Source organism: Vibrio sp. Vb0667 (assembly GCF_033391095.1).
The window spans coordinates 55,766-75,683 of the sequence record NZ_JAWPOL010000006.1 but is presented as its reverse complement, the minus strand read 5'-3'; the positions used below and the strand labels follow the sequence as shown (position 1 = coordinate 75,683).

General features: G+C 43.6%; 24 protein-coding genes. 11 read left to right on the top strand and 13 right to left on the bottom strand.

What is annotated here, in order from left to right; translation table 11 throughout:
- Position 1 precedes the first annotated feature (1 nt).
- Both pyrC and R8269_RS09180 read right to left on the bottom strand, forming a co-directional pair.
- The gene (pyrC, locus tag R8269_RS09185) at positions 2–1,030 is read right to left on the bottom strand and encodes a dihydroorotase (RefSeq protein ID WP_005375294.1); all 1,029 of its coding nucleotides are present in this window, start codon (positions 1,028–1,030) and stop codon (positions 2–4) included.
- A gap of 155 nt (positions 1,031–1,185) precedes the next feature.
- Positions 1,186–1,350, bottom strand: a complete 165-nt coding sequence (locus R8269_RS09180; RefSeq protein WP_005375297.1) for a YqaE/Pmp3 family membrane protein — start codon at positions 1,348–1,350, stop codon at positions 1,186–1,188.
- Between the two features lie 267 nt (positions 1,351–1,617).
- On the opposite strand from R8269_RS09180, the gene R8269_RS09175 reads away from it, so the two are divergent.
- Positions 1,618–3,435 (top strand): hybrid-cluster NAD(P)-dependent oxidoreductase, encoded by a 1,818-nt coding sequence (locus tag R8269_RS09175; RefSeq protein ID WP_005375298.1) that lies wholly within the window; start codon positions 1,618–1,620, stop codon positions 3,433–3,435.
- A gap of 83 nt (positions 3,436–3,518) precedes the next feature.
- Here the strand turns inward: R8269_RS09175 and nadE are convergent, their stop codons facing one another.
- Positions 3,519–4,349 (bottom strand): ammonia-dependent NAD(+) synthetase, encoded by an 831-nt coding sequence (gene nadE / locus R8269_RS09170; RefSeq protein WP_005375299.1) that lies wholly within the window; start codon positions 4,347–4,349, stop codon positions 3,519–3,521.
- A 178-nt stretch (positions 4,350–4,527) separates the two neighbouring features.
- On the opposite strand from nadE, the gene R8269_RS09165 reads away from it, so the two are divergent.
- Both R8269_RS09165 and R8269_RS09160 read left to right on the top strand, forming a co-directional pair.
- Positions 4,528–5,061 carry a nicotinate-nicotinamide nucleotide adenylyltransferase gene (locus R8269_RS09165; RefSeq protein WP_005375300.1) on the top strand — a complete coding sequence of 178 codons (534 nt, stop codon included), beginning with the start codon at positions 4,528–4,530 and terminating at the stop codon, positions 5,059–5,061.
- A 14-nt stretch (positions 5,062–5,075) separates the two neighbouring features.
- Positions 5,076–5,558, top strand: coding sequence for a hypothetical protein (locus R8269_RS09160; RefSeq protein WP_318222513.1), 483 nt, complete (start codon positions 5,076–5,078; stop codon positions 5,556–5,558).
- 109 nt (positions 5,559–5,667) lie between these two features.
- Here the strand turns inward: R8269_RS09160 and R8269_RS09155 are convergent, their stop codons facing one another.
- Positions 5,668–6,276, bottom strand: a complete 609-nt coding sequence (locus R8269_RS09155) for a hypothetical protein (protein ID WP_005375302.1) — start codon at positions 6,274–6,276, stop codon at positions 5,668–5,670.
- A gap of 191 nt (positions 6,277–6,467) precedes the next feature.
- Between R8269_RS09155 and R8269_RS09150 the strand changes: the two genes are divergently transcribed.
- The gene (locus R8269_RS09150; protein WP_025768511.1) at positions 6,468–7,577 is read left to right on the top strand and encodes a 1-acyl-sn-glycerol-3-phosphate acyltransferase; all 1,110 of its coding nucleotides are present in this window, start codon (positions 6,468–6,470) and stop codon (positions 7,575–7,577) included.
- A 73-nt stretch (positions 7,578–7,650) separates the two neighbouring features.
- On the opposite strand, the gene R8269_RS09145 is transcribed toward R8269_RS09150, so the two are convergent.
- Positions 7,651–8,250, bottom strand: a complete 600-nt coding sequence (locus R8269_RS09145; protein WP_005375305.1) for a hypothetical protein — start codon at positions 8,248–8,250, stop codon at positions 7,651–7,653.
- Between the two features lie 319 nt (positions 8,251–8,569).
- On the opposite strand from R8269_RS09145, the gene R8269_RS09140 reads away from it, so the two are divergent.
- Together R8269_RS09140 and tnpA are read left to right on the top strand one after the other, a co-directional pair.
- A complete protein-coding gene (locus R8269_RS09140) occupies positions 8,570–8,842 on the top strand; it encodes a YnjH family protein (protein ID WP_258477466.1) in 273 nt (90 codons plus the stop codon).
- Positions 8,843–9,049: 207 nt separating this feature from the next.
- On the top strand, positions 9,050–9,484 hold the full coding sequence (gene tnpA / locus R8269_RS09135) for an IS200/IS605 family transposase (protein WP_017633711.1): 435 nt from the start codon (positions 9,050–9,052) through the stop codon (positions 9,482–9,484).
- A 60-nt stretch (positions 9,485–9,544) separates the two neighbouring features.
- Here the strand turns inward: tnpA and R8269_RS09130 are convergent, their stop codons facing one another.
- On the bottom strand, positions 9,545–9,844 hold the full coding sequence (locus R8269_RS09130; protein ID WP_005375307.1) for a YfcZ/YiiS family protein: 300 nt from the start codon (positions 9,842–9,844) through the stop codon (positions 9,545–9,547).
- A gap of 607 nt (positions 9,845–10,451) precedes the next feature.
- On the opposite strand from R8269_RS09130, the gene R8269_RS09125 reads away from it, so the two are divergent.
- The gene (locus tag R8269_RS09125; protein WP_005385033.1) at positions 10,452–10,913 is read left to right on the top strand and encodes a TetR/AcrR family transcriptional regulator; all 462 of its coding nucleotides are present in this window, start codon (positions 10,452–10,454) and stop codon (positions 10,911–10,913) included.
- Positions 10,914–11,025: 112 nt separating this feature from the next.
- Here R8269_RS09125 and R8269_RS09120 read toward each other — a convergent pair whose 3' ends face one another.
- Genes R8269_RS09120 through R8269_RS09095 form a run of 6 tightly spaced genes read right to left on the bottom strand, consistent with a single transcriptional unit; the run spans position 11,026 to position 15,604 of the window.
- On the bottom strand, positions 11,026–11,808 hold the full coding sequence (locus R8269_RS09120) for a heme ABC transporter ATP-binding protein (RefSeq protein WP_005385036.1): 783 nt from the start codon (positions 11,806–11,808) through the stop codon (positions 11,026–11,028).
- Positions 11,808–12,845, bottom strand: a complete 1,038-nt coding sequence (locus R8269_RS09115) for a FecCD family ABC transporter permease (RefSeq protein WP_005375318.1) — start codon at positions 12,843–12,845, stop codon at positions 11,808–11,810. Before R8269_RS09115 ends, R8269_RS09120 begins: the two co-directional genes overlap by 1 nt.
- Before the next feature lie 9 nt (positions 12,846–12,854).
- Entirely contained in the window at positions 12,855–13,724 is an 870-nt protein-coding gene (locus R8269_RS09110; protein ID WP_005375320.1) for a heme/hemin ABC transporter substrate-binding protein, read from the bottom strand.
- 28 nt (positions 13,725–13,752) lie between these two features.
- Positions 13,753–14,166, bottom strand: a complete 414-nt coding sequence (locus R8269_RS09105; RefSeq protein WP_005375322.1) for an ExbD/TolR family protein — start codon at positions 14,164–14,166, stop codon at positions 13,753–13,755.
- Positions 14,163–14,861 (bottom strand): MotA/TolQ/ExbB proton channel family protein, encoded by a 699-nt coding sequence (locus R8269_RS09100; protein WP_005385044.1) that lies wholly within the window; start codon positions 14,859–14,861, stop codon positions 14,163–14,165. The genes R8269_RS09105 and R8269_RS09100 overlap by 4 nt, the downstream gene beginning before the upstream one ends.
- Positions 14,861–15,604: an energy transducer TonB gene (locus tag R8269_RS09095; protein ID WP_025998667.1), complete on the bottom strand. Its 744-nt coding sequence runs from the start codon at positions 15,602–15,604 to the stop codon at positions 14,861–14,863. Before R8269_RS09095 ends, R8269_RS09100 begins: the two co-directional genes overlap by 1 nt.
- A gap of 160 nt (positions 15,605–15,764) precedes the next feature.
- Between R8269_RS09095 and hutW the strand changes: the two genes are divergently transcribed.
- From hutW to R8269_RS09075, 4 genes are all read left to right on the top strand, one after another.
- Positions 15,765–17,135 (top strand): heme anaerobic degradation radical SAM methyltransferase ChuW/HutW, encoded by a 1,371-nt coding sequence (hutW, locus tag R8269_RS09090; RefSeq protein WP_033906779.1) that lies wholly within the window; start codon positions 15,765–15,767, stop codon positions 17,133–17,135.
- Positions 17,136–17,167: 32 nt separating this feature from the next.
- Positions 17,168–17,671 (top strand): heme utilization cystosolic carrier protein HutX, encoded by a 504-nt coding sequence (gene hutX, locus R8269_RS09085; protein WP_005385051.1) that lies wholly within the window; start codon positions 17,168–17,170, stop codon positions 17,669–17,671.
- Between the two features lie 56 nt (positions 17,672–17,727).
- Positions 17,728–18,258: a heme utilization protein HutZ gene (gene hutZ, locus R8269_RS09080; RefSeq protein WP_005375331.1), complete on the top strand. Its 531-nt coding sequence runs from the start codon at positions 17,728–17,730 to the stop codon at positions 18,256–18,258.
- Between the two features lie 97 nt (positions 18,259–18,355).
- A complete protein-coding gene (locus R8269_RS09075; protein WP_005375333.1) occupies positions 18,356–18,892 on the top strand; it encodes an ATP:cob(I)alamin adenosyltransferase in 537 nt (178 codons plus the stop codon).
- Between the two features lie 80 nt (positions 18,893–18,972).
- Here R8269_RS09075 and R8269_RS09070 read toward each other — a convergent pair whose 3' ends face one another.
- Positions 18,973–19,887 (bottom strand): chemotaxis protein, encoded by a 915-nt coding sequence (locus R8269_RS09070; RefSeq protein WP_005375335.1) that lies wholly within the window; start codon positions 19,885–19,887, stop codon positions 18,973–18,975.
- Positions 19,888–19,918 lie beyond the last annotated feature (31 nt).

Below are 19,918 nucleotides of genomic sequence, written 5' to 3'. Positions count from 1 at the left end.
CTTACTTCACTTTCCACTCGATCTGTTCATTTGCTCGAATAGGCACAACGATATCATTGCCAAATGGCATCGTTTCTGGCACATCCCAAGCGGATTTTTCTAACGTCACTGTATCTGTGTTACGTGCAATGCCGTAAAAATCAGGACCGTTGAAGCTTGCGAAAGCTTCCAAGTTTTCCAACTTGCCTTCTTTTTCGAAGACTTCTGCATAAAGCTCTAGCGCAGCGTGTGCAGTGTAAGAACCAGCACAACCGCAAGCCGATTCTTTTGCCCCTTTCGCATGTGGCGCTGAGTCTGTACCTAGGAAAAACTTCTTGCTACCACTAGTTGCTGCTTCGATCAGCGCTTGCTGGTGGGTTCCGCGCTTAAGAATTGGCAAACAGTAGAAATGAGGTTTAATACCACCCACAAGCATGTGGTTACGGTTGAAAAGAAGGTGGTGGGCAGTGATGGTAGCCGCTACGTTGTCTGAGGCGTTGTTAACGAAGTTTGCTGCGTCGGCGGTGGTGATATGTTCTAGAACGATTTTAAGATTAGGGAAGTCATTGACGATAGGAGCGAGGACGGTATCAAGGAATTCTTTTTCTCGGTCGAAGATATCAACATCGTGATGTGTTACTTCGCCATGAACCAGAAGTAACATTCCGACTTCATCCATCGCTTCTAAAACGTGATAAATGTTCTTCGCATTGGTCACACCGGAATCTGAGTTTGTTGTGGCGCCAGCAGGATAGAGCTTGGCAGCAACAATGTGTCCGGTTGCTTTAGCCTTACGTATTTCGTCTGGTGTCGTGTTATCTGTAAGGTAAAGCGCCATTAAAGGCTTAAACTGTTCGCCATGTTGCTCTTTGAGAATTCGGTCACGGTAGGCTAGGGCGAGCTCAGTTGTAGTAACAGGTGGGACGGTATTTGGCATAATCAGCGCACGGCCATTGTAGCGGCTGATGTCGCGAACGGTGTCTTTAAGAACTTCCCCATCGCGTAAGTGAACGTGCCAGTCGTCAGGACGAGTGATAGTCAGTGTTGTCATTAATTGCTCCCACCATTGAAAAGTTGTCTGATTGGAGCCTAAGCGCCGTATTTGCTTTTGAGCAAACGCTTGCGCTTAGGCGACAGGATGATAGAGGAATTGCCCTCATATTTCATCCCATTTTTCAATTTTATAAAGAGTGAGAGTGTAAGTGGTTACTTCATTGTTAACCAAAGCGCATGGATCGTACCTGGTAGAAAGAAGAAACACGTCAATATTAGATTAATCAAAAAGTCTTTATTTAGACCTTTCTCCATAAACACCGCGACAGGCGGAAGAAAGATACATAACAAAATCAGAACCAGTTTTCTTGTATCCATAATTAAGCTCCAAATCGATAAATGGGAGTAGTGATAACTTGGGTGAATTATGTGTGTCGTATCACACTTTATCAAACGGTATTTGGTCAGAACGGTGTTAAAAAACGCGAATATTGAGTGTAGTAAATACTTGTCACTAAAACCAAATTTATAAGAATATGGTTTCGAGAAAGTTGAAATGGATGAAGAGGCAGCAGACTCTGCAACTTAATGTGATTTGAGTATACAATACCGCAACAAATAAAAAACACCCGTAGGAAGAAGGCCATGTCGCAACCCGTTTTATCCCTAATTAATGTTTTTCCGGTTAAGTCAGTTGGCGGATTATCGCTGTCGTCCGTATGGGTTGAGAAGCAAGGATTGAGCTTCGATCGTCGCTTTATGATTGCGAAAGCTGATGGCTCGATGATCACTGCGCGAAAGTATCCGCAAATGGTAACCATTAAGTCTGCCTTATTGTCCGATGGAGTGGTGTTTAGTAGTTTGGGTATGGAGCCACTTAAAATCCGTTACCAAGATTTCAAAATGCAGGAGACACCTGCAACGGTTTGGAAAGATACATTTACTGCCTATACCACGACAGATGATGCAGATGACTGGTTTAGTCGTGTTTTGGGGCAGCGCGTTGAGTTGTTATTTAGTGGTGAGCAATCGAATCGTGTCCGTGAAAAGCTAGGTCAAAACGTCAGTTTTGCTGATGGTTATCCGGTTTTAGTGATCAGCCAAGCTTCACTTGATGAGCTGAATCGAAGAAGTTCAGAGCTGCACTCAATGGATCAGTTTCGTACTAACTTAGTTGTCTCTGATACTAAGCCATTTGAAGAAGATTCATGGAAGCGCATACGAATCGGTGAGGTAGAGTTTGAGTCTCTCAAACCTTGCGAGCGCTGTATCCTGACTACGGTGAATACCCAAAGAGGCACATTCCGTGAGAGCAAAGAGCCGCTCAAAACCTTGCAACAGTTCCGTGCAAACGATGTCGGTGGTGTGTTCTTTGGCCAGAATCTTGTCGCGCGAAATGAAGGCATTATTCGTCAAGGCGATAAAGTTGAAGTATTGGAGTACAAAGAGCCGGAGTTTTACGCAGATAACTCGCCAGTGCGCATGAAGCTTACATGTGTTGAGCGTGAAGAAATTGCCCAAGACTTTGTGACCTTATGGTTAGAGCCAAACAAAGGTTCGTTGCCTAATTACTTGCCAGGACAACACCTGCCAATAGAGGTGAATATTGATGGTAAGAAAGTGGGTCGACGCTATACCTTATCATCCAGTCCTTCTCGCCCGGGTCGTTATGCTATTTCTGTAAAGCGTATCGCGGGTGGAAGAGTCTCTAACTCACTCTTAGACAACTTACAAGTCGGTGATGTTTTAGAGGCAGAACAACCTGACGGTCAGTTCCACCTTAAAGCGCATGAAGCGCAGCCTCTGCTGTTACTCTCTGCGGGTAGCGGAGTAACACCAATGTTATCAATGGTGCGTTACTTAGCGGATCACAATCAGTTGGATAACGTGGTTTTCTACCATCAATGTCGCACCGAGAATGATATTCCTTGTCGCTCAGAGTTGGAGCAGTTAAAGCGTGAGCACCCAGGGCTAGAAGTAAAAGTCTGTTTAACGCAACCTGCTGTTGATTGGTTTGGTTTGAAAGGGCGTTTAAGTTTGTCACACATTAAGCAAATCAAAGATGTTGAACAGCGTCAGGTGTTTGTGTGTGGCCCGGATGGGTTTATGGATAAAGCAAAAAGTCTTCTACTAAGAAAAGGGCTGCCAGAGGAAAACTACCATCAAGAAGCGTTTGGAGTTTCTTCTCTTACGTCAAAGCCAGAGAAAAGTCTCGCTATTGACTTTAATGGAACGAAAGTCGTAGGCAACAACCAAAAAACGTTGTTAGATCAGCTCGAAGATGCTGGGAAGGTCATCAGCAATAGCTGTCGTGCAGGCTTATGTGGTGCCTGTAAAGTTCAGCTTACGTCGGGTCAAGTACATCATCCGGACGTGCCCGTGCTGACTGATGAGGAACGTGCAATGGGAACCGTATTGGCGTGTTGTGCTGTGCCAGAGACGGACGTAACAGTAACCAACTAGGCGAGAGCAACTTTGTCCTTCGACAAAAAAACGCTGCTATTTTTAGCAGCGTTTTGAGTTTTAAAGAGAGCTGAAAATATCGCTTAGTCGTAAATCGTCGGAATTGGCTGGCGTTTGTGCTGCGTTGCTTTGTAAATCGCTACCAGACGGTCACTCACTTGCTGTGGAACAGGTTTGCCCTCTAAGAAGTCGTCGATTTGCTCGTAAGTTAGGCTTAGCGCATCTTCATCTGCTTTTTGTGGAGCAAGCTCTTCTAAGTCTGCTGTTGGCACTTTCTTCACTAGTTGCTCAGGTGCACCCAATGTAGCAGCTACTTCACGAACTTGGCGCTTACTTAATCCGAACAATGGTGCCATGTCACAAGCGCCATCACCAAATTTAGTGTAGAAACCAGTGATGTTTTCTGCTGAGTGATCAGTACCAAGAACAAGGCCGCCTACGTAGCCCGCGATCTCGTATTGAGCAACCATGCGAGCCCGCGCTTTTACATTGCCTTTTACGAAGTCGACTTTTGCTGCATCAGTTGGTAGAAGATCTGTGCCTTCTAATGCAACGTGAGAAGCCGAATGAAGCCCGTCAACACCTGCTTTGATGTTCACCGATACAGAATGGGTTGGCTGGATAAAAGACAGAGCGAGCTGAGCCTCATCTTCATCTTTTTGCTCCCCGTAAGGCAGGCGAACTGCGATAAATTGGTAGCTATTGTTGCCCGCTTCTTCGTTTAGTTGGTCTACAGCCAACTGAGCTAAACGACCACATGTCGTTGAGTCAACGCCACCGCTGATGCCAAGAACAAGAGACTTACAGCCCGCTTCTTGCAATTTACGCTTAATAAAAGCGACACGGCGTTCAATTTCAAAATGCGGATCAATTGAAGGGAGTACGCGCATTTCGTCACGGATGGATTGTTCCATTTAGGGTTCCTTTTCCTGCAAATATTTCAGACTCTAAAGCACATTTGCTCAAATGGTGATAAACCATACAGTTGAGGCTCATTAAACGCGACTTTAGGGTCAAAAGCTTTAAAGATTAGTAGTATCATACCGAAATCATCAGATTAGAAAACTCTCTTCAACCAGGTAATCACCGGATATGAAAAAAATCGCCATTTTTGGTAGTGCATTTAACCCACCTAGTTTAGGGCATAAAAGTGTTATTGAGTCTTTGAGCCACTTTGATCTTGTGCTACTTGAGCCAAGCATTGCACACGCTTGGGGCAAGAACATGCTTGATTACCCAACTCGGTGCAAAATGGTTGACGCGTTCATCAAGGATATGGGGCTTTCTAATGTTCAGCGTTCTGATGCAGAGCAAGCTTTATACCAACCTGGACAAAGTGTGACGACCTATGCGTTGTTAGAAAAAATTCAAGAAATCTACCCAACTGCCGATATAACTTTTGTCATTGGTCCTGATAATTTCTTCAAATTTGCTAAATTTAGTAGAGCTGAAGAGATTACGGAACGTTGGACTGTTATGGCATGTCCTGAAAAAGTAAAAGTCAGAAGCACAGATATTCGCAAAGCATTGGCCGAGGGTGAAGAGATCGGTGCCTATACAACACCTTCCGTACGTGATTTATTACTTAGTAAAGGCTTATACAGAGAAACATTGTCTGGGAACTGAGAGGTCAGATTTTCATGGTCAGAGTCGTTTTATTTAGTGCATGTGCGCTGCTTGTGGTGACACAAGCTCATTCCGCGTGTAACTATTTTTCTGATCGTTCCGTGGTGTTTGAAGATAACACTCTTCCAATCTGTGAAGAAATTTTAGATTCCATCGGTGTGTTAAGTACTGAAGCGTTGATTTGGTATGCAGCGGAAGCGAAGCTTGAAGGACCAACAGAAAACTATTGGGAGGAGTGGGCGATTAAGCCGGAAGAGACCCCACTTCTAACTCAAAACTTAGAAAAGAATTACTTTGGTCTTGGTTTTTGGATGCCGGAAGAGCTCCGAGACGAAGAGAGTAAAATGGATACAGAAGAGTGGCTTCGTAGTCACGGGGTGATGTTCAGCGTTGGTTTTGGTGATAAATCAGACGGACAGCCAAGAATGCGGTTTGATTATCGTTGGCACGAATATTATGACGCTGACTGGATGATGCAGATAGAAGTACCTTTCTAGACATCTCAAGCAAATGAAAAAAGGGCGTACATTATCAATGTACGCCCTTTTTGTTTTAATCTACTTTCTGTGTCCGTAATGCTGAAGACGTAGCTTGTTGAAGAGCAAGTTATAGCGCTTCTCCAAAGACTAAAAAGCAAAGCTGTTCATATTCTTCGGTGTTACCAGCAAAAAGAGAGTCAACAATTTGCTCTTCCTTCTTCCCCGACAGTTTCATTTTTCTTGCTTCACGTAGTGTTAGTACCAAGCAAAGCTCTTTAGAAATATTCATGTCACAGCCAGGAGTCCATTGATTGATGGTTCTCGTTAACGTTGAGTGCGCTAGTTTAGGAGACAGCGTCAATACTTCATGTCTTACTACTGTCAGTAGATCGGTTTGCAGATCCGAGCGTTCGGCAGTTGTTGCTAGCTTCTCGACGAGCGCTTTTAGTAGCGGTGAAGGCTTCACAAAGCCCGCCTGTTGTGAGAAGTCGTCATTTAAACGCACAGAAAAATCACAACGATATACACGAGAATTAGGTAAAAAGGTGAGGGAGCTCAAACATCCTTGAGGAATCCAAAAATATTGGCCTGGTTCAATGGCATACTCCTGCTTACCCAATTTAATGACGGCTAACCCTTCGATGACAGATAGTAGACTGTGCTTCAGTGCTTTTTTACGCGCAGCTACATCAAGAAAGGGGTATTTAGCGTCGTGAAATTCAATTGCGTAGTTCATTATGAGTACCAGTGTTTTTTGGCGCTAAGGGTAACGTTAAACCCATACGATTCCAACCAGCTGAGATAATTTTTTAGCATGATAAATGGTGGCTTAACTGGTATGACCATGTTAAAAGTATGGGTTGAAATGCTGCTTGTCAGCAAAACTATGCGTAAAATGTGCCAGCTTTTTTTGATATGTAATGAACAATGACAGCCAATACCGATCCTTATATTGAAATTCGTCCTTACAACGACGAAGAAATTCCAGCAGCGCTGGATCGTCTAATCCAAGATGATGAATTTATCACTGCTATCCTAGAGCATCGCTTTGCTAATAAAGCAGCGTGGTTCAAAACGCTAATGAGCCCGATCCTGCGAATCTACCTGAAAGCTAAGTGGAGCAAGCTTGATTCTGTCGAAGCAATTCAGATTGAAGTGAAGAAGTACCTGAAAGATACATTGAATAAGACAACGGATGGCGTCACTTTTTCTGGTTTGGATAAGCTGGATAAAAACACGTCATACCTATTCGTTTCTAACCACCGTGATATTGCGATGGACCCCGCGCTCGTAAATTATGGCTTGTACCAAAGTGGGCACCGTACAGTTCGTATAGCGATTGGCGATAACCTGCTGAAGAAGCCATGTGCGACAGAATTGATGCGACTCAATAAGAGCTTCATCGTTAAGCGCTCTGCTAAAGCGCCTAGAGAAATGATGAAAGCATTGGGACAACTGTCAAGCTATATCAAACATTCGCTTGATACTGGCAATTCAATTTGGATTGCCCAAAAGGAAGGCCGTGCTAAAGATGGAAACGACTTTACTGATCCTGCGATTTTAAAAATGTTCCATGTTGAAGGTCGTAAACAAAAGATCAGCTTTGGTGAGTACACGCGTTCTCTGAAAATCGTTCCTGTCTCGATTGCCTATGAAAATGATCCATGTGACATTGCCAAAGCAAAAGAGCTGTACGAAAAAGCAGAAAATGGCCGCTATGAAAAAGGCGAATTTGAAGATATCGAAAGCATCATTCAAGGTATCGTTGGCTATAAAGGCCGTGTACATGTTGCGTTTGGTGATGTGATTGAGCAAGAGTTTGAAACGCCGGAATCTCTTGCTGGTGAAATCGACCGCCAAATTCACAACAACTACAAGTTGTACCCAATCAACTTGTTAGCTGCTGGGTATGAAGATTCGAGCATCATTACGGAAGCAGTTAAGCGTCATCTCGCGGATAAGTTGGATCAGCTACCTGAAGGCGCAAGACCTTATTTGGTGGCGAGCTATGCCAATCCTGTGAATAACCAAGAGTAATCTTCGTCACTGAACTCGTTGATTCAGAATGCCTTAAAGCCTCGGTCTGCCGGGGCTTTTGTTTATCTGCTCTTTAAGGTGCGACGGCGCCACCAAGGGTTAAATTGCTGGGCCATTTTGTGATCCTGTTACCACCTAAATAGATATTCCCTTTCACCGTCATTGTGTCTGGAAATACTTTCAGCGCTGATCCTCCAATATAAAGATTACCATCAACCACCAATCCTTCAGGAAGATCAGAAATGGGAGTGCGAATAACACTTAGATCACCTTTTACTCGAAGTTTAGCTGGAAGCGCTTTTAGCGGTGTATCTGTCAGGTTTAGGTAACCGCCTAGTTTGATGCCTTTAGGCCAGTTTTCGATCTTACTACCTAGTAGGTTTGCATAGCCTTTTATCTTTGTTCCTGAGCGAATAACTTTGAGTGCGCTGTTAGTTGCTTCCAGACTGCCTTCAACATCAAGCCCTTTGGGCAAGGTTTTGATAGGGGTTTGTGAGATGTTTAAGTTGCCCTTTACCACTAGGCCAGAGGGGAGTTGGGTGTAAGGCTTGTTTCTAAGATCAAGATTGCCGTAATTATCGATGTGACCAAACTTAGAATAGTAATCTAGCTCATATGCCAAAGGAGACGAGCAGAGCAGGATTGAAGTAAGGCATAGGGAAACAAAACGCATAGTCAAAGATTTAGTTAAATACCGAGATCAACAGGTGCTTATCTTATACTTAAATAAACCTATTATGCATTTTTTGCTCACAGTTTTTGATTCATAACTTAAATATTCAAATTAGAGATGCACGCTAAAAGTGTGCGCTTCTTTACTGCGCTAAGTAACTTCAAGCTTACTAAAATGAGATAAATTAAATGATTGAATGTGAAGCAGATTCAAGCGTAGAGGTGAGAAAAATATCAGTAGATATTTGAATAATATGAGATTCTTCCAAGAACTTCACAAGGGTCCTTGTTAGTATTATTGAGGTTTGAGGGAGATTTTCATGAAGTTAAAAAGTGTATCTATTTTTACCGCTAGTGTTTTTGCAGTACTGCTGTCGGGTTCCGTTTTTGCTAAATCATACAGTACACCAGAAAACAAAGCGCTAATAGTTGCTGACGGTAAGGTAGGTCAGCGTATCTGTTACTACGATGATAAAGCCTACACCACAGGGGCCGTGATTAATGTTGAAGGCGTATTACTGATGTGTACCGCTGAGAACGATTTTGAAACCAATGGCTCGTTAAAGTGGGTCGTGTTCAAAAAAGAGAAATAAACGCGCCGAAGTTGTCTGTTTCATTTAGAGCGGTTTAAGATTAAGAGATTGGAAAAATAAAAAGCGAGCATCATGCTCGCTTTTTTCATTTTCAGCCCTAAACCACCTACTTCAGTAGGTGGTTATCATCCGTTTCGGCTTTGCCTGTAAAACTACTCATGTTAAATGCGTCTTTGATTTTTCCAGAAGTCAAAGAGGACAAATAACATGAGTAGATACAATCAAGCTTCCCACGTATTTTGGCGTTGTCAATACCATATAGTGTGGACGCCAAAGTATCGATTTAGGATCTTGAAGAACAATATAGGTAAAGAAGTTTATCGATGTATTTATGTTTACTGTAATCAACTTGGATGTGAAGTCGTAGAGCTAAACGTACAAGTTGACCACGTACATTTAGTTGTAAAGGTCCCACCAAAGCTTTCGATATCCAAGTTGATGGGGGTATTGAAAGGCAAAATAGCCTTAAAGCTATTTAGCAAGTTTCCTCACCTTAGGAAGAACAGGCTTTGGGGTAATCACTTTTGGCAAAGAGGCTATTTTGTCGATAGTGTTGGAATCAATGAAGAAATAATACGCCGATATGTAAGACATCAAGAGAAGCAAGAGCGAGTAGAGCAGCAGCAATTGGCGCTGGACTAAACAAAGGCCCCCTTTTAGGGGGCTCACACAAAGCCACCTTCTTTAGAAGGTGGTAATTTACTAACGCGCGAGTGAGCGAGTTTTTAATTCAAAGATAAGTTTTTCAGCACTTACTTCAAATTTGAATCGAGCCGTCGCTTGGTTCGATTCTTCGGTTATTTCTGAAACATTGTATTCAACATCAGCACATACTGATTTAGCGAGCTCGATGTATTTTTGTAGTTCAGACTCTAGCTCTGTTTTTGTCTGTGCGAAAACCGTTACGTCGGCAACTTCGTCACCTTCTTTGATGATAAAGCCTATCTCGCCAGCACAGCCGCAGGCCTCACATACTTGGTTTTTTTCTAATTCGACACTCATAACGAATCCTCTTGTAAATACTAAGGGTATTCTATCAGGTATTTGATCTGTATCTACAAAAATGACGACTTTTGCGTAAAAAAGGAACAGAATAGGCACTTGTTAAGTAAGGGTTAAAGATTGGATTACTAAATCATCAAGAACGTTAATGTGATATATATCAACATTTAAAATCAATTAACGAACATAGTGACGAGATTTTGCTCAGTCCAGTTGAACTAATGGTTAATTTATAAGACTATTTCTTGATTGATTATTTTTAATAATTATCATTCTTGGTCTTTGAATAGTTTCGATGAATAATTGGCGCAAGGTTTTGATGAGACTAACTTTTCGCCTTATTTTGAGTAGCATGTATTGACAAAAACATAACTGAAAATTACACATTACGCAGTGTAAAGACGTTATGGTTTGGAACTCGACATGATATTAAATAGTCGCAATACATATACCCAAAGCGCTTTCAAGTGCAGCGCTTAGCAACCTGATTTCTAGGTTTTCGCTAATCGAACCGCATCGGCGAGCCGGGTATAATGCTAAGAATGATTTCATTCTGGCCTCATTTAATAGTGAGTTAGATGGATTTACAAAGAGAAGAGCTTAAAATATGCCAAAGCGTAGTAAAGAAGATACCGAAATCACTATCCAAAAGATCATGGATGCCGTTATTGATCAGCTACTCAGATTAGGTTACGACAAAATGTCGTACACGACGCTAAGCCAGCAGACAGGTATATCGCGTACCGGTATTAGCCATCACTTCCCTAAGAAAACGGACTTCACCGCCGCACTGGATGGCCGTATCTTTAAAATGTTTATTGAACACTTAGAGTTTGATAAAGGATTAAATGCATTTTCACAAAGTTGGATTAAAGCGCTGGAAGATGCTGAGTTTCTCGCGATTTTACGACTGCTATTCCATCACATTGTCACCGCTGAAAATGCGCAAGAATTTGCTGCTAATGGTATTGACCGCTTATACAAAATGGTTGAAAGCCAGTTTGGTGCGGGTGGTGACAAAGAGCTTGAGTGGTTGATTGGTCGATCATTGATCCAAATGAGCAAGTAATAGCCTTTAAAGCCCCAAATTCTGCCACTATCAAAGCAAAGGCCCGCAATTCTCATATTGCGGGCCTTTGTCGTATCAAAGTGTTTTAGAGACGGCTTAGAGGAGATACGCTTTATGCTGCGGCATGCACTTGAGGGAAGTCTAGCGTCGGATGTTTTGTCACAATAGAGCGATAGCCATAAACTTGCTCAATGCGCTCTGACGTTAGTGCATTCCATGGCGTGTCATCACAAACTAGTTTCCCGTTATGCAAGAGTACAAGGCGGTCTGCGTACTGAGAGGCTAGATTCAAGTCATGTAACACCACAACCACCGCAGCGTTCTGTGCTTTTGCCGTTTCACGAGCAATTTTTAACGTGTTGTGTTGATGGGCGAGATCCAACGCTGAGGTAGGTTCATCAAGCATTAAGATTCGTTTTTCGCCAGATTGATGTAGTTGTGTCATCACTCGTGCTAGATGCAGTCGTTGCTTTTCTCCACCAGATAAAGACGGGTACAGGCTTTCTGCTAAATGCAATACGTCGGTTTGTTCCATGTAATGTAAAGCCAGTTTAGTGGTTTCTTTATTGGACAGTGATAGCGGTATTGCCCCCAGCTCTACTACTTCTCTGGCTAGAAATGGGAAGGTTAAGGTGCTGTGCTGCGGGAGCATTGCAATATGTTTGGCGCTTTTTTCAGGCTCCCAATCATGCTTTTGTTTACCGAAGTAGGTGATGTGATGATTCGAAGAGATCTCACCGCATAGAAGCTTGAGTAAAGTACTTTTACCTGCGCCATTGGGGCCGAGTAGGGCGGTCACTTCACCAGCTCGGATATCAATGTTGATGTCATCGAGCACCACACGGTTGCCATATGTCATCGAAATGTTTTTCCCCGATAAAACGATCTGGTTCATTACAAAATCTTCCCTTTTTGCTGGAACAATAAGTAGATGAAAAAGGGCGCGCCAATCAATGCGGTCACGATTCCAACTGGTAATTCAGCTGGTGCCACGGCAACACGAGCAAACATATCTGCGGCAGTAAGAAGCAGAGCTCCCATTAAGGCAGATATTGGTAATAGCGTTCGATGGTCAGGCCCAGCGAGCATGCGCCCTAAGTGTGGAATCACGAGCCCAATAAAGCCAATTGCACCACTGATGCTCACCGTAATACCAACACCCAGTGCAGAAAGTAAAATAAGCTGACGTTTGAGTTTTTGAACCGGAACTCCTAAGTGTCTTGCTTCTGATTCCCCTAACAACAGAGCATTCAGCGCCATCGACTTCTTCTGAAACCAGAGTAATAGGATGACGAGTGTTACAGCAGATAGAGCAATCCCTGACCAATTTGCACCAGCTAATGAGCCCATCGACCAAAGCGTCAAATCTCGCAGCATCTGATCATCTGCGATAAAGTTCATGTAGCCAATCGCAGCACCCGAGAGCGCGCTGATGGCAACGCCGGCTAACAACATAATTGTAACTGAGGTACCAAACTTACTTGTGCCGAGTTTATAAACGAGAATAGTCGTTAGTGCACCGCCAAGGAAAGCAAAAAGAGGCAGAGCCGCTAAGTTCATTAGTTGCGGATAGTTTTGGCTAAATTCAGCAAATACAACAATAGCGAATGCACCACCAAGAGCAGCGCCAGCAGACACACCAATGATACCAGGCTCGGCTAATGGGTTACGGAACAAGCCCTGCATAACCACACCACAAATTGCTAAAATGGCGCCGATGAACATACACAAAATGGTGCGAGGCAATCGGATTTCGTTAATGACCAACTGAATGTGAGGAGCGAGATCAGAACTGCCTCCCGTTAGGCTACGCAAACTGTCAGCAAAGCTAATGTTCATTGGGCCAACGGTAATAGAGGCGATAGCAATAAATGCTAAAAATCCACTAAGCACTGATAACGTCGTTGAAAGGGGGATGCGTCTTAACAACATGTCATGTCTCTATGGGTAAAGCAGTGCATTCAAGCGTTTAGCTTCTGCAAGGCTTTTAAGGCCCAAACCACCTACCAGAGCATGGCCATCAATCGTTATGATGTCTTTGTTCTTTCCAGCGGGTGTTGCAGCAAGAAGCGGCATTGCTTTTAAAATTGCATCGGCACCACCCAACGTTTCATAGCTGCGACCACTAACAAGAATCACGTCAGGCTGCATCTCTACCATCGCTTCTGTGGATAGAGGCTTGTAAGACGAGAGTTGTGTAGCGGCTGGGTTTTGTCCGCCGGCGAGTTGAATAATTGCATCGGGTGTCGTTTGTGAGCCCGCAACATTTGCAGGTCGCCCTTCATGGATCAGCAGAAAGAGCACTTTCTTTTTCTTCGCTTGATCAGGTTGGTTTGCATTGAGTGCTTGTACTTGCGCCTGGACATCTTGCTTTAAGCTTTCAGCTTGAGCTTTGCGATCCATAAGGTTCGCAATTTGATCAATACGTTGATAAAGGCCCTCGACATTTGCATCAGTATTAACGATTTCTACATCTACGCCAGCCGATTTCAATTGGCTCAATGTTGTTTTCGGCCCCATCTCATCAGAACCAATGACTTTTGTCGGACGTAAGGCGAGCAACCCCTCCGCTGAAAGACGACGATGGTAGCCCACTTTAGGCAGTTCCATTCCTTTTGGTAATTGACTGGTGACGTCGATAGCAACCAAGCTATCTTTAGCGTCGAGTTCAAGCAAGAGTTCAGTGACGGCGCTGCCTGCGCTAACAACGCGCTCTGAGGATGGCGTTTCATTGGCAAAAAGTTGACTACTCGCAAGTAGGGAAATAGCTGCCGTGACAACAGCATGAATAGTGATGCGTGTGTTCTTCATTTTGAAAGGATCTCTATCTTACTTATTTTTATGATGGCTCTTCAGTGAGTAACTGAGTTGCTTGAATTCCGTTTTCTTGTAAAAAGCCGAGAAGTTGTACTAGCGACTGAATATTCGCGGTTTTTTCTGCTCCAATTACAATCGGTTTATCGCTTGACTTACTCTCTTCTAACAGCGCGAGGGTAAAGTTGTCCCAATCGATATATGTCTTGCCGTTAATAGCCCAGTAAGGCTCGTCTTTAAGAATATTTACCGTGATGGATTGCTTATCGACATCTGCAACAGCCTGAGATTCTGTGCTCGGTAAATTGACGTCTAATGAATCGAGTTTGACCGCTGCGGTTAACATCAGGAAAACCATGACGATAAAAATAATGTCTAACAGCGGTGTTAAATCGGGGGTTAAACCGTTACGACTATTTTCTTGTGGTGTTTTAATCATTGAGTTGCAGCCTCAATCTTCTCAGAAGAGCGCAGTGTTACTTTTGAGTGGTCTGGCGAGACATGCTGTAACGAGATACCTTCAAGCCATAAGTTGACGTAGTTTAAAGTGTGCTCAAGCTTGGCGATTACACGATCCGCCCACAAACCAATGATCTGCGCTCCTGAAATGGCAGGAAGTGCGATAATGAGACCCGCGGCAGTGGTGCGCATAGCAAGACCTAGGCCGTCAGCCAAATCATTCGGAGTGATATTCCCCGTTGAAACCGCGATGCCTTTAAACATGTCAATTAAGCCAAGTACCGTACCAAGCAAGCCAATTAAAGGACTGATGACACCAATCAGCGTCAGCAAACGAAGGCCGGAATGCAGCTGATGGCGTTTTTCTTGCAGCCAAATACCTGCGGCATCTTCTCTTAAAGATTTCGAGAAAGAATGATGAGCAAGCAACATCGCAACACCACGGTACAGAAGCGGCCGCTTATTCGACAACTCTTCAGCAAGTGCTTCAAGCTCGCTCCCATTTGTTGGGTCTAATCCTGTGAGCTTTTGGCGAATGGCTCGCTTTCCTACACCAAGGCTAATTAACACATGGAATAATCGCTCGGCGATGATCATCACGGTTAGAGCTGAGCAAATGATCAAAGGCCATGTCATCAGCCCAAATTGAGTTTGTAATTCTTGTAGTTGTTCCATTATCCATCCAACTTAAAACGAACAGGTACTTGTACTCGGTGAGCGACTTTTAGCCCACCTGAAATATGTGGTGTAAATTGCCACTGTTTGATCGCACGAAGTGCTGAGGCATCTAGCGACTCTGTGCCGGAAGACTCAATCAAAACCTGTTTAATCTGGTTACCATTCTCATCTAGCCATATCTCATACAAGGCTACACCTTCAATACCGCGTCTTTGTGCAGACCTTGGGTAACGGGGTTGTGTTGGTTGACTCACAAACGTTGGTTTGTCGACCAAGACAGGCTGAGATGTTGCCCCTTTGGATTGGCTCGCAGGTGCGGATTGTTGAGCTACCGTCTCTTTCTTCACCGGTTCCGTTTTTTTCTTTGGTTTCGCTTCGGGCTGAACCTTTTGCTTTGTTACGGTTTTGGTGGGCTCGACCGCTTTAGGTTTAGATTGTTTAACCGGTTCAGGTTTTTTCTCTACTACCTTCTTCTTAACAGCGTCTTTCTTGACGACCTGTTTTTTTACAATCTTCTTTTCTGGTTCAGGTTGGTCTTGAGGCTGCTCTTTTGGTGGCGCTACATTTTCTGGTGTAGATTTTTCGACAGCGGGAGGAGCAGACACAAGATTTAGACTTACCGAACTTGCTGGGTTTCCAGCCGGCATCGCGAACACCTTTGTCTCTTGAGAAACAAAAAGAAGTGCGGCATGGATGGCAAGGGAAGCACCTCCTGCAATGACATATCTTTGTACGTTCACGGAATATCTCGGGAAACTATGAAAACTTGGGCAGATTATTACTTACAATGGAAATAAGATCAATTATCAATTGCATTATCATTACGCTCAAATTATGATTCTTGCAGAATTTTTAAGATCAGCTTCCATCCCTTACATGATGGGAGTTAAGCGAGTATATATGAGCGTCGATATCGATAAGCTTGATGAATCAGTGTTGGGCAGTGATAGTCCTGATCCATTGCGATTTGCTTTTGTTAAGAAGCATTCTGCACATGCCGGGGGAGCGAGCGTACCTGTGCCCTCGTCTCAACAACAGGCGATTTTTTCGAGTATTACGGCTAACTCAGTTAAAGCGACCAATAAACGCTGTCTTTATATTCATGTTCCGTTTTGTCGCGTTCGTTGCACTTTTTGTAACTTCTTTCAAAATGCTGCAAGTCGCACACTGGTTGATGAGTACTTTGAAGCATTAATGCAGGAGCTTAGAGAGAAAGCGGCATTACCTTGGACACAAAATGGTATTTTTCACGCCGTATATATCGGGGGCGGAACGCCAACGGATTTATCTCCAGTACAGGTTCGTGTGTTAGGCCAGGCTATCCGAGACCACTTTCCTTTGGCTGCAGACTGCGAAATCACCTTAGAAGGTCGCATCAATCGTTTTTCTGATGAGTTGTATCAAGGCGCTTTAGAGGGTGGGTTTAATCGTTTCTCTTTTGGTGTGCAAAGTTTTAATACACAAGTGCGCCGCAGCGCAAAACGTTTAGATGATAGGGAAGATGTCCTCAAACGAGTGAGCGAGATCGCCAAAGAAGACAAAATTCCGGTCATTATCGATTTACTCTATGGCTTACCTTATCAAACCAAAGAAGTATTAGAGCAAGATTTAAATGATTTCCTCTCGACTGGCGCACACGGACTAGATTTGTATCAGTTAGTGGTTGGCGGGTCAGCTCCCATGCTCAACCTCGTAGAAAAGGGAAAAATCCCGCCACCTGCGACCACACCAGAAAAAGCGGGAATGTATGAGCTCGGTGTGAACTTTATGGCCAAACACCATATGAAGCAACTGAGTGTGAACCATTGGGCAATCGATAACCGCGAGCGTAGTTTATACAATAGTTTAGCCAAGACTTATGCAGAGGTATTGCCAATTGGCTGTGGTGCTGGAGGTAATATCGGTGGCTACGGGATGATGCAACACCGCACACTAGAGACCTATATTAAAGCGGTCAAAGAAGGTCAAAGCACCATCGCGATGATGATGAAGCAAAGCCCTCTAGAACCACTTTTTTCTGCACTCAAATCTGCGTTTGACCGTGGCATTGTTCAAGCAAATCAACTTCCATCATTTATGGGAGAGGACGCGTTCGGGTTTTTATTGCCTCTATTTAAAGTGTGGCAAGCGAAAGGCTTAGTACAACTACATGAACGTAGCGCAGTCCTTACTCTTGCAGGCAGCTTCTGGGCAGTGTCATTGGCTCAAAGTTGTATTCAGGTACTCACGTCGGAGATGAACGAAACCGTACCGAAAGCATCCAATAATTAATGAAAACAAATTGAACAAAAACGGAAGACACAATGGAATCAATCAAGCAACAAGTTGAAGTATTACTAGAGCAAGAACCACAATTATTGCCAGCTGCGATGGCAGAGCGTCTTGGCATTTCCGAGTTTGAGGTTGTTGCGGCTCTACCTCAGGAAATGGTGGCTATTGCACCAGGAGAGCAAGCGCAAAGCATCCTAGAAAGTTTGGTTGGTTTTGGCCCGGTGACGACCATCGTCCACTCTTTTGGTTCTATCTTTGAAGTTAAAGCGCCGTTTCCAAAAGGAAAAGTGGCGCGTGGCTATTACAATTTAATGGGTAGAGAAGGTGAACTGCACGGCCACCTTAAATTAGATAACGTTAAAAATGTCGCATTAGTCAGTAAACCGTTTATGGGTAGAGAGAGTCACTATTTTGGTTTTTTCTCGGAGTGCGGAAGCAATATTTTCAAGGTTTATTTAGGCCGTAACGAAAAGCGCGAGTTGATTGAAGAGCAAGTAACCGCATTTCGCGCCCTACAAGCCGAATTAAAAAAGTAATCACAAACATAATCGAGGCTTAACTCGAATACTAATTAGTAAAGTCAGGTATCAATATGGATCAACAAGTTAAACAAGAGCGTTTGCAAGGTCGTTTAGGGCCAGAGATCAAAGAGTTCCGTCAGGAGCGTCGTACACTTCAGCTTGCAACTGTCGATGCAGAAGGTCGCCCGAATGTAAGCTACGCGCCTTATGTCCAAAACCAGGAAGGTTATTTCGTTCTCATTTCTAAAATCGCTCGTCATGCCCGTAACCTTTTAGAAAATCCAAATGTTTCATTGATGATGATCGAAGATGAAGAGTCTTCAAAGCAGCTGTTTGCTCGTAAGCGCTTAACTTTTGATGCGGTAGCAAATGTAGTTGAGCGAGACACAGAGATGTGGCAACAAGTTGTTGGACAAATGAAAGAGCGTTTTGGTGAGATTATTGATGGTCTAAGCCAGCTAGAGGATTTCGTTTTGTTCAACTTAAAGCCAGAATCGGGGCTATTTGTTAAAGGTTTTGGTCAGGCGTATCAAGTGTCTGGTGATGATTTAGTCGATTTTGTTCACCTTCAAGAAGGTCACAAGAAAGTCGAAAGTGCCTGATTGTAAACCGATCATATGAATGTCGCTCATTTGGCATAATGAACGTTTAAAGGGAGTTAGGTTATACTGACTCCCTTTTTTATATTGGAACAAAAGCATGAAACCTGTAAGTAAGGAATTGAGCGAGATTTGCTATCCGTTTATTTACGAGGACAGTCCGGTTTGTGACTTTGAAATTACAGCAGATGAACTTTGTAGTCGTATTGGCCTTGTTCTCGCTATGGAGTTGGACGAGTTTAGCCGCGATATACTGACAAGAATGCAGCCTAATGTTTATCATCTAAATGGTTCGGTTCGCGGGAAATTAGCGATTACAGAGACGGAAGTTGAAGAGTTAAAGGCCGATTATGCTTTGCTCAAGCAACGTATTGATGGCGGCTTCAAAGGCTTTGTTCTACCCGGGGGGCACCCGGCAGCCAGTCAATTGCATTTGTGCCGTTGCCAAGCTAAAAAAACGGTACGAGCATTAGTTGCCGTTGAACATACAGGTAAGAAGCAGCCCGCACCTATTTTGTTTCGTTACGCGAACTTATTAGCGAATGTACTTTACAGCCTAGCTTCTTATATTAATCATGCTCACCAAGTCAAAGAGACGGAATTCGTTTCTCGTAGTTACGCGATGCCAAAGAAGTGAGCTGAGAAATTAGCGGATGTGAGCATCAGGGATAGGACAAGCACTGCATTATATTCTCAAATCAACTCGTCCAATAAGAGTTAAGAAGTCATAGCTTTGGCTTCTAGCTCTTTTGCTCCGCGAAGCATCGCTTCGATTAGTTCTCCTGCATTGAATTTCTCAAGTGCCTCATGCGCGCCAACTTGGTGAGCTCTGTCTACACAGATTTCGCTCGATAACGATGTATGTAAAATGCGGTATGAATGGTTCAGAGAGGAATTATTCTGAACTTCAAATGCTAATTCATAACCGTCTAATCCGGGCATTTCAATATCGCTGACCAGAATATCAATTGGGCGATGAGCCGCAGCGTCACTTTTCATCAGTTCCAATGCATCTAAACCATTTTTACAGATTTGATACCCAATATTGATGCTATCGAGTGCGTCACACAGCTGTTTACGAGCGATGGAAGAGTCATCCACCAATAGAATACTGAGTGCTTTTAGGCGTTCTCGCTCAATATCTGTCAGCATTGGTATCTTTGAATTCTCGTACTGCGGATAAATTTTGGAAAGTAGCAGCTCCACATCCAGCATTTGAACAGTTTTGTCCTCGTAGCGAGTAATTCCAGTCACGAAAATATTTTTTCCAGCGCTCGGAGGTGGCGTTTCAATAGCTTTCCAATCACACTCAATGATCTTCTCTATACTACGAACCATAAACGCAACCACGGTTCGCAAGCAATCTGTCACGATCAAGTAGCAGCTTTTATATTCTTCTTCATTAATAGGACGAAAGCCAACAGCCGCTGACATATCGATCACTGGTACTGTTAAGTTACGTATCGTAACGGTTCCAATGACGTGATGATGCGAGTAAGGGATCTTTGTCGTTGGCATGTACGGGACGATTTCACGGACTTTTAGCGTACCGATAGCGAAACTCTGTTGCAGGGTGAGCTTAAACATCAACATGCCCTGAGATTGATTCGCTTTGCTAACGACTTTTGCCATGAAAATAACCTTATAAATACCACCGAATTGT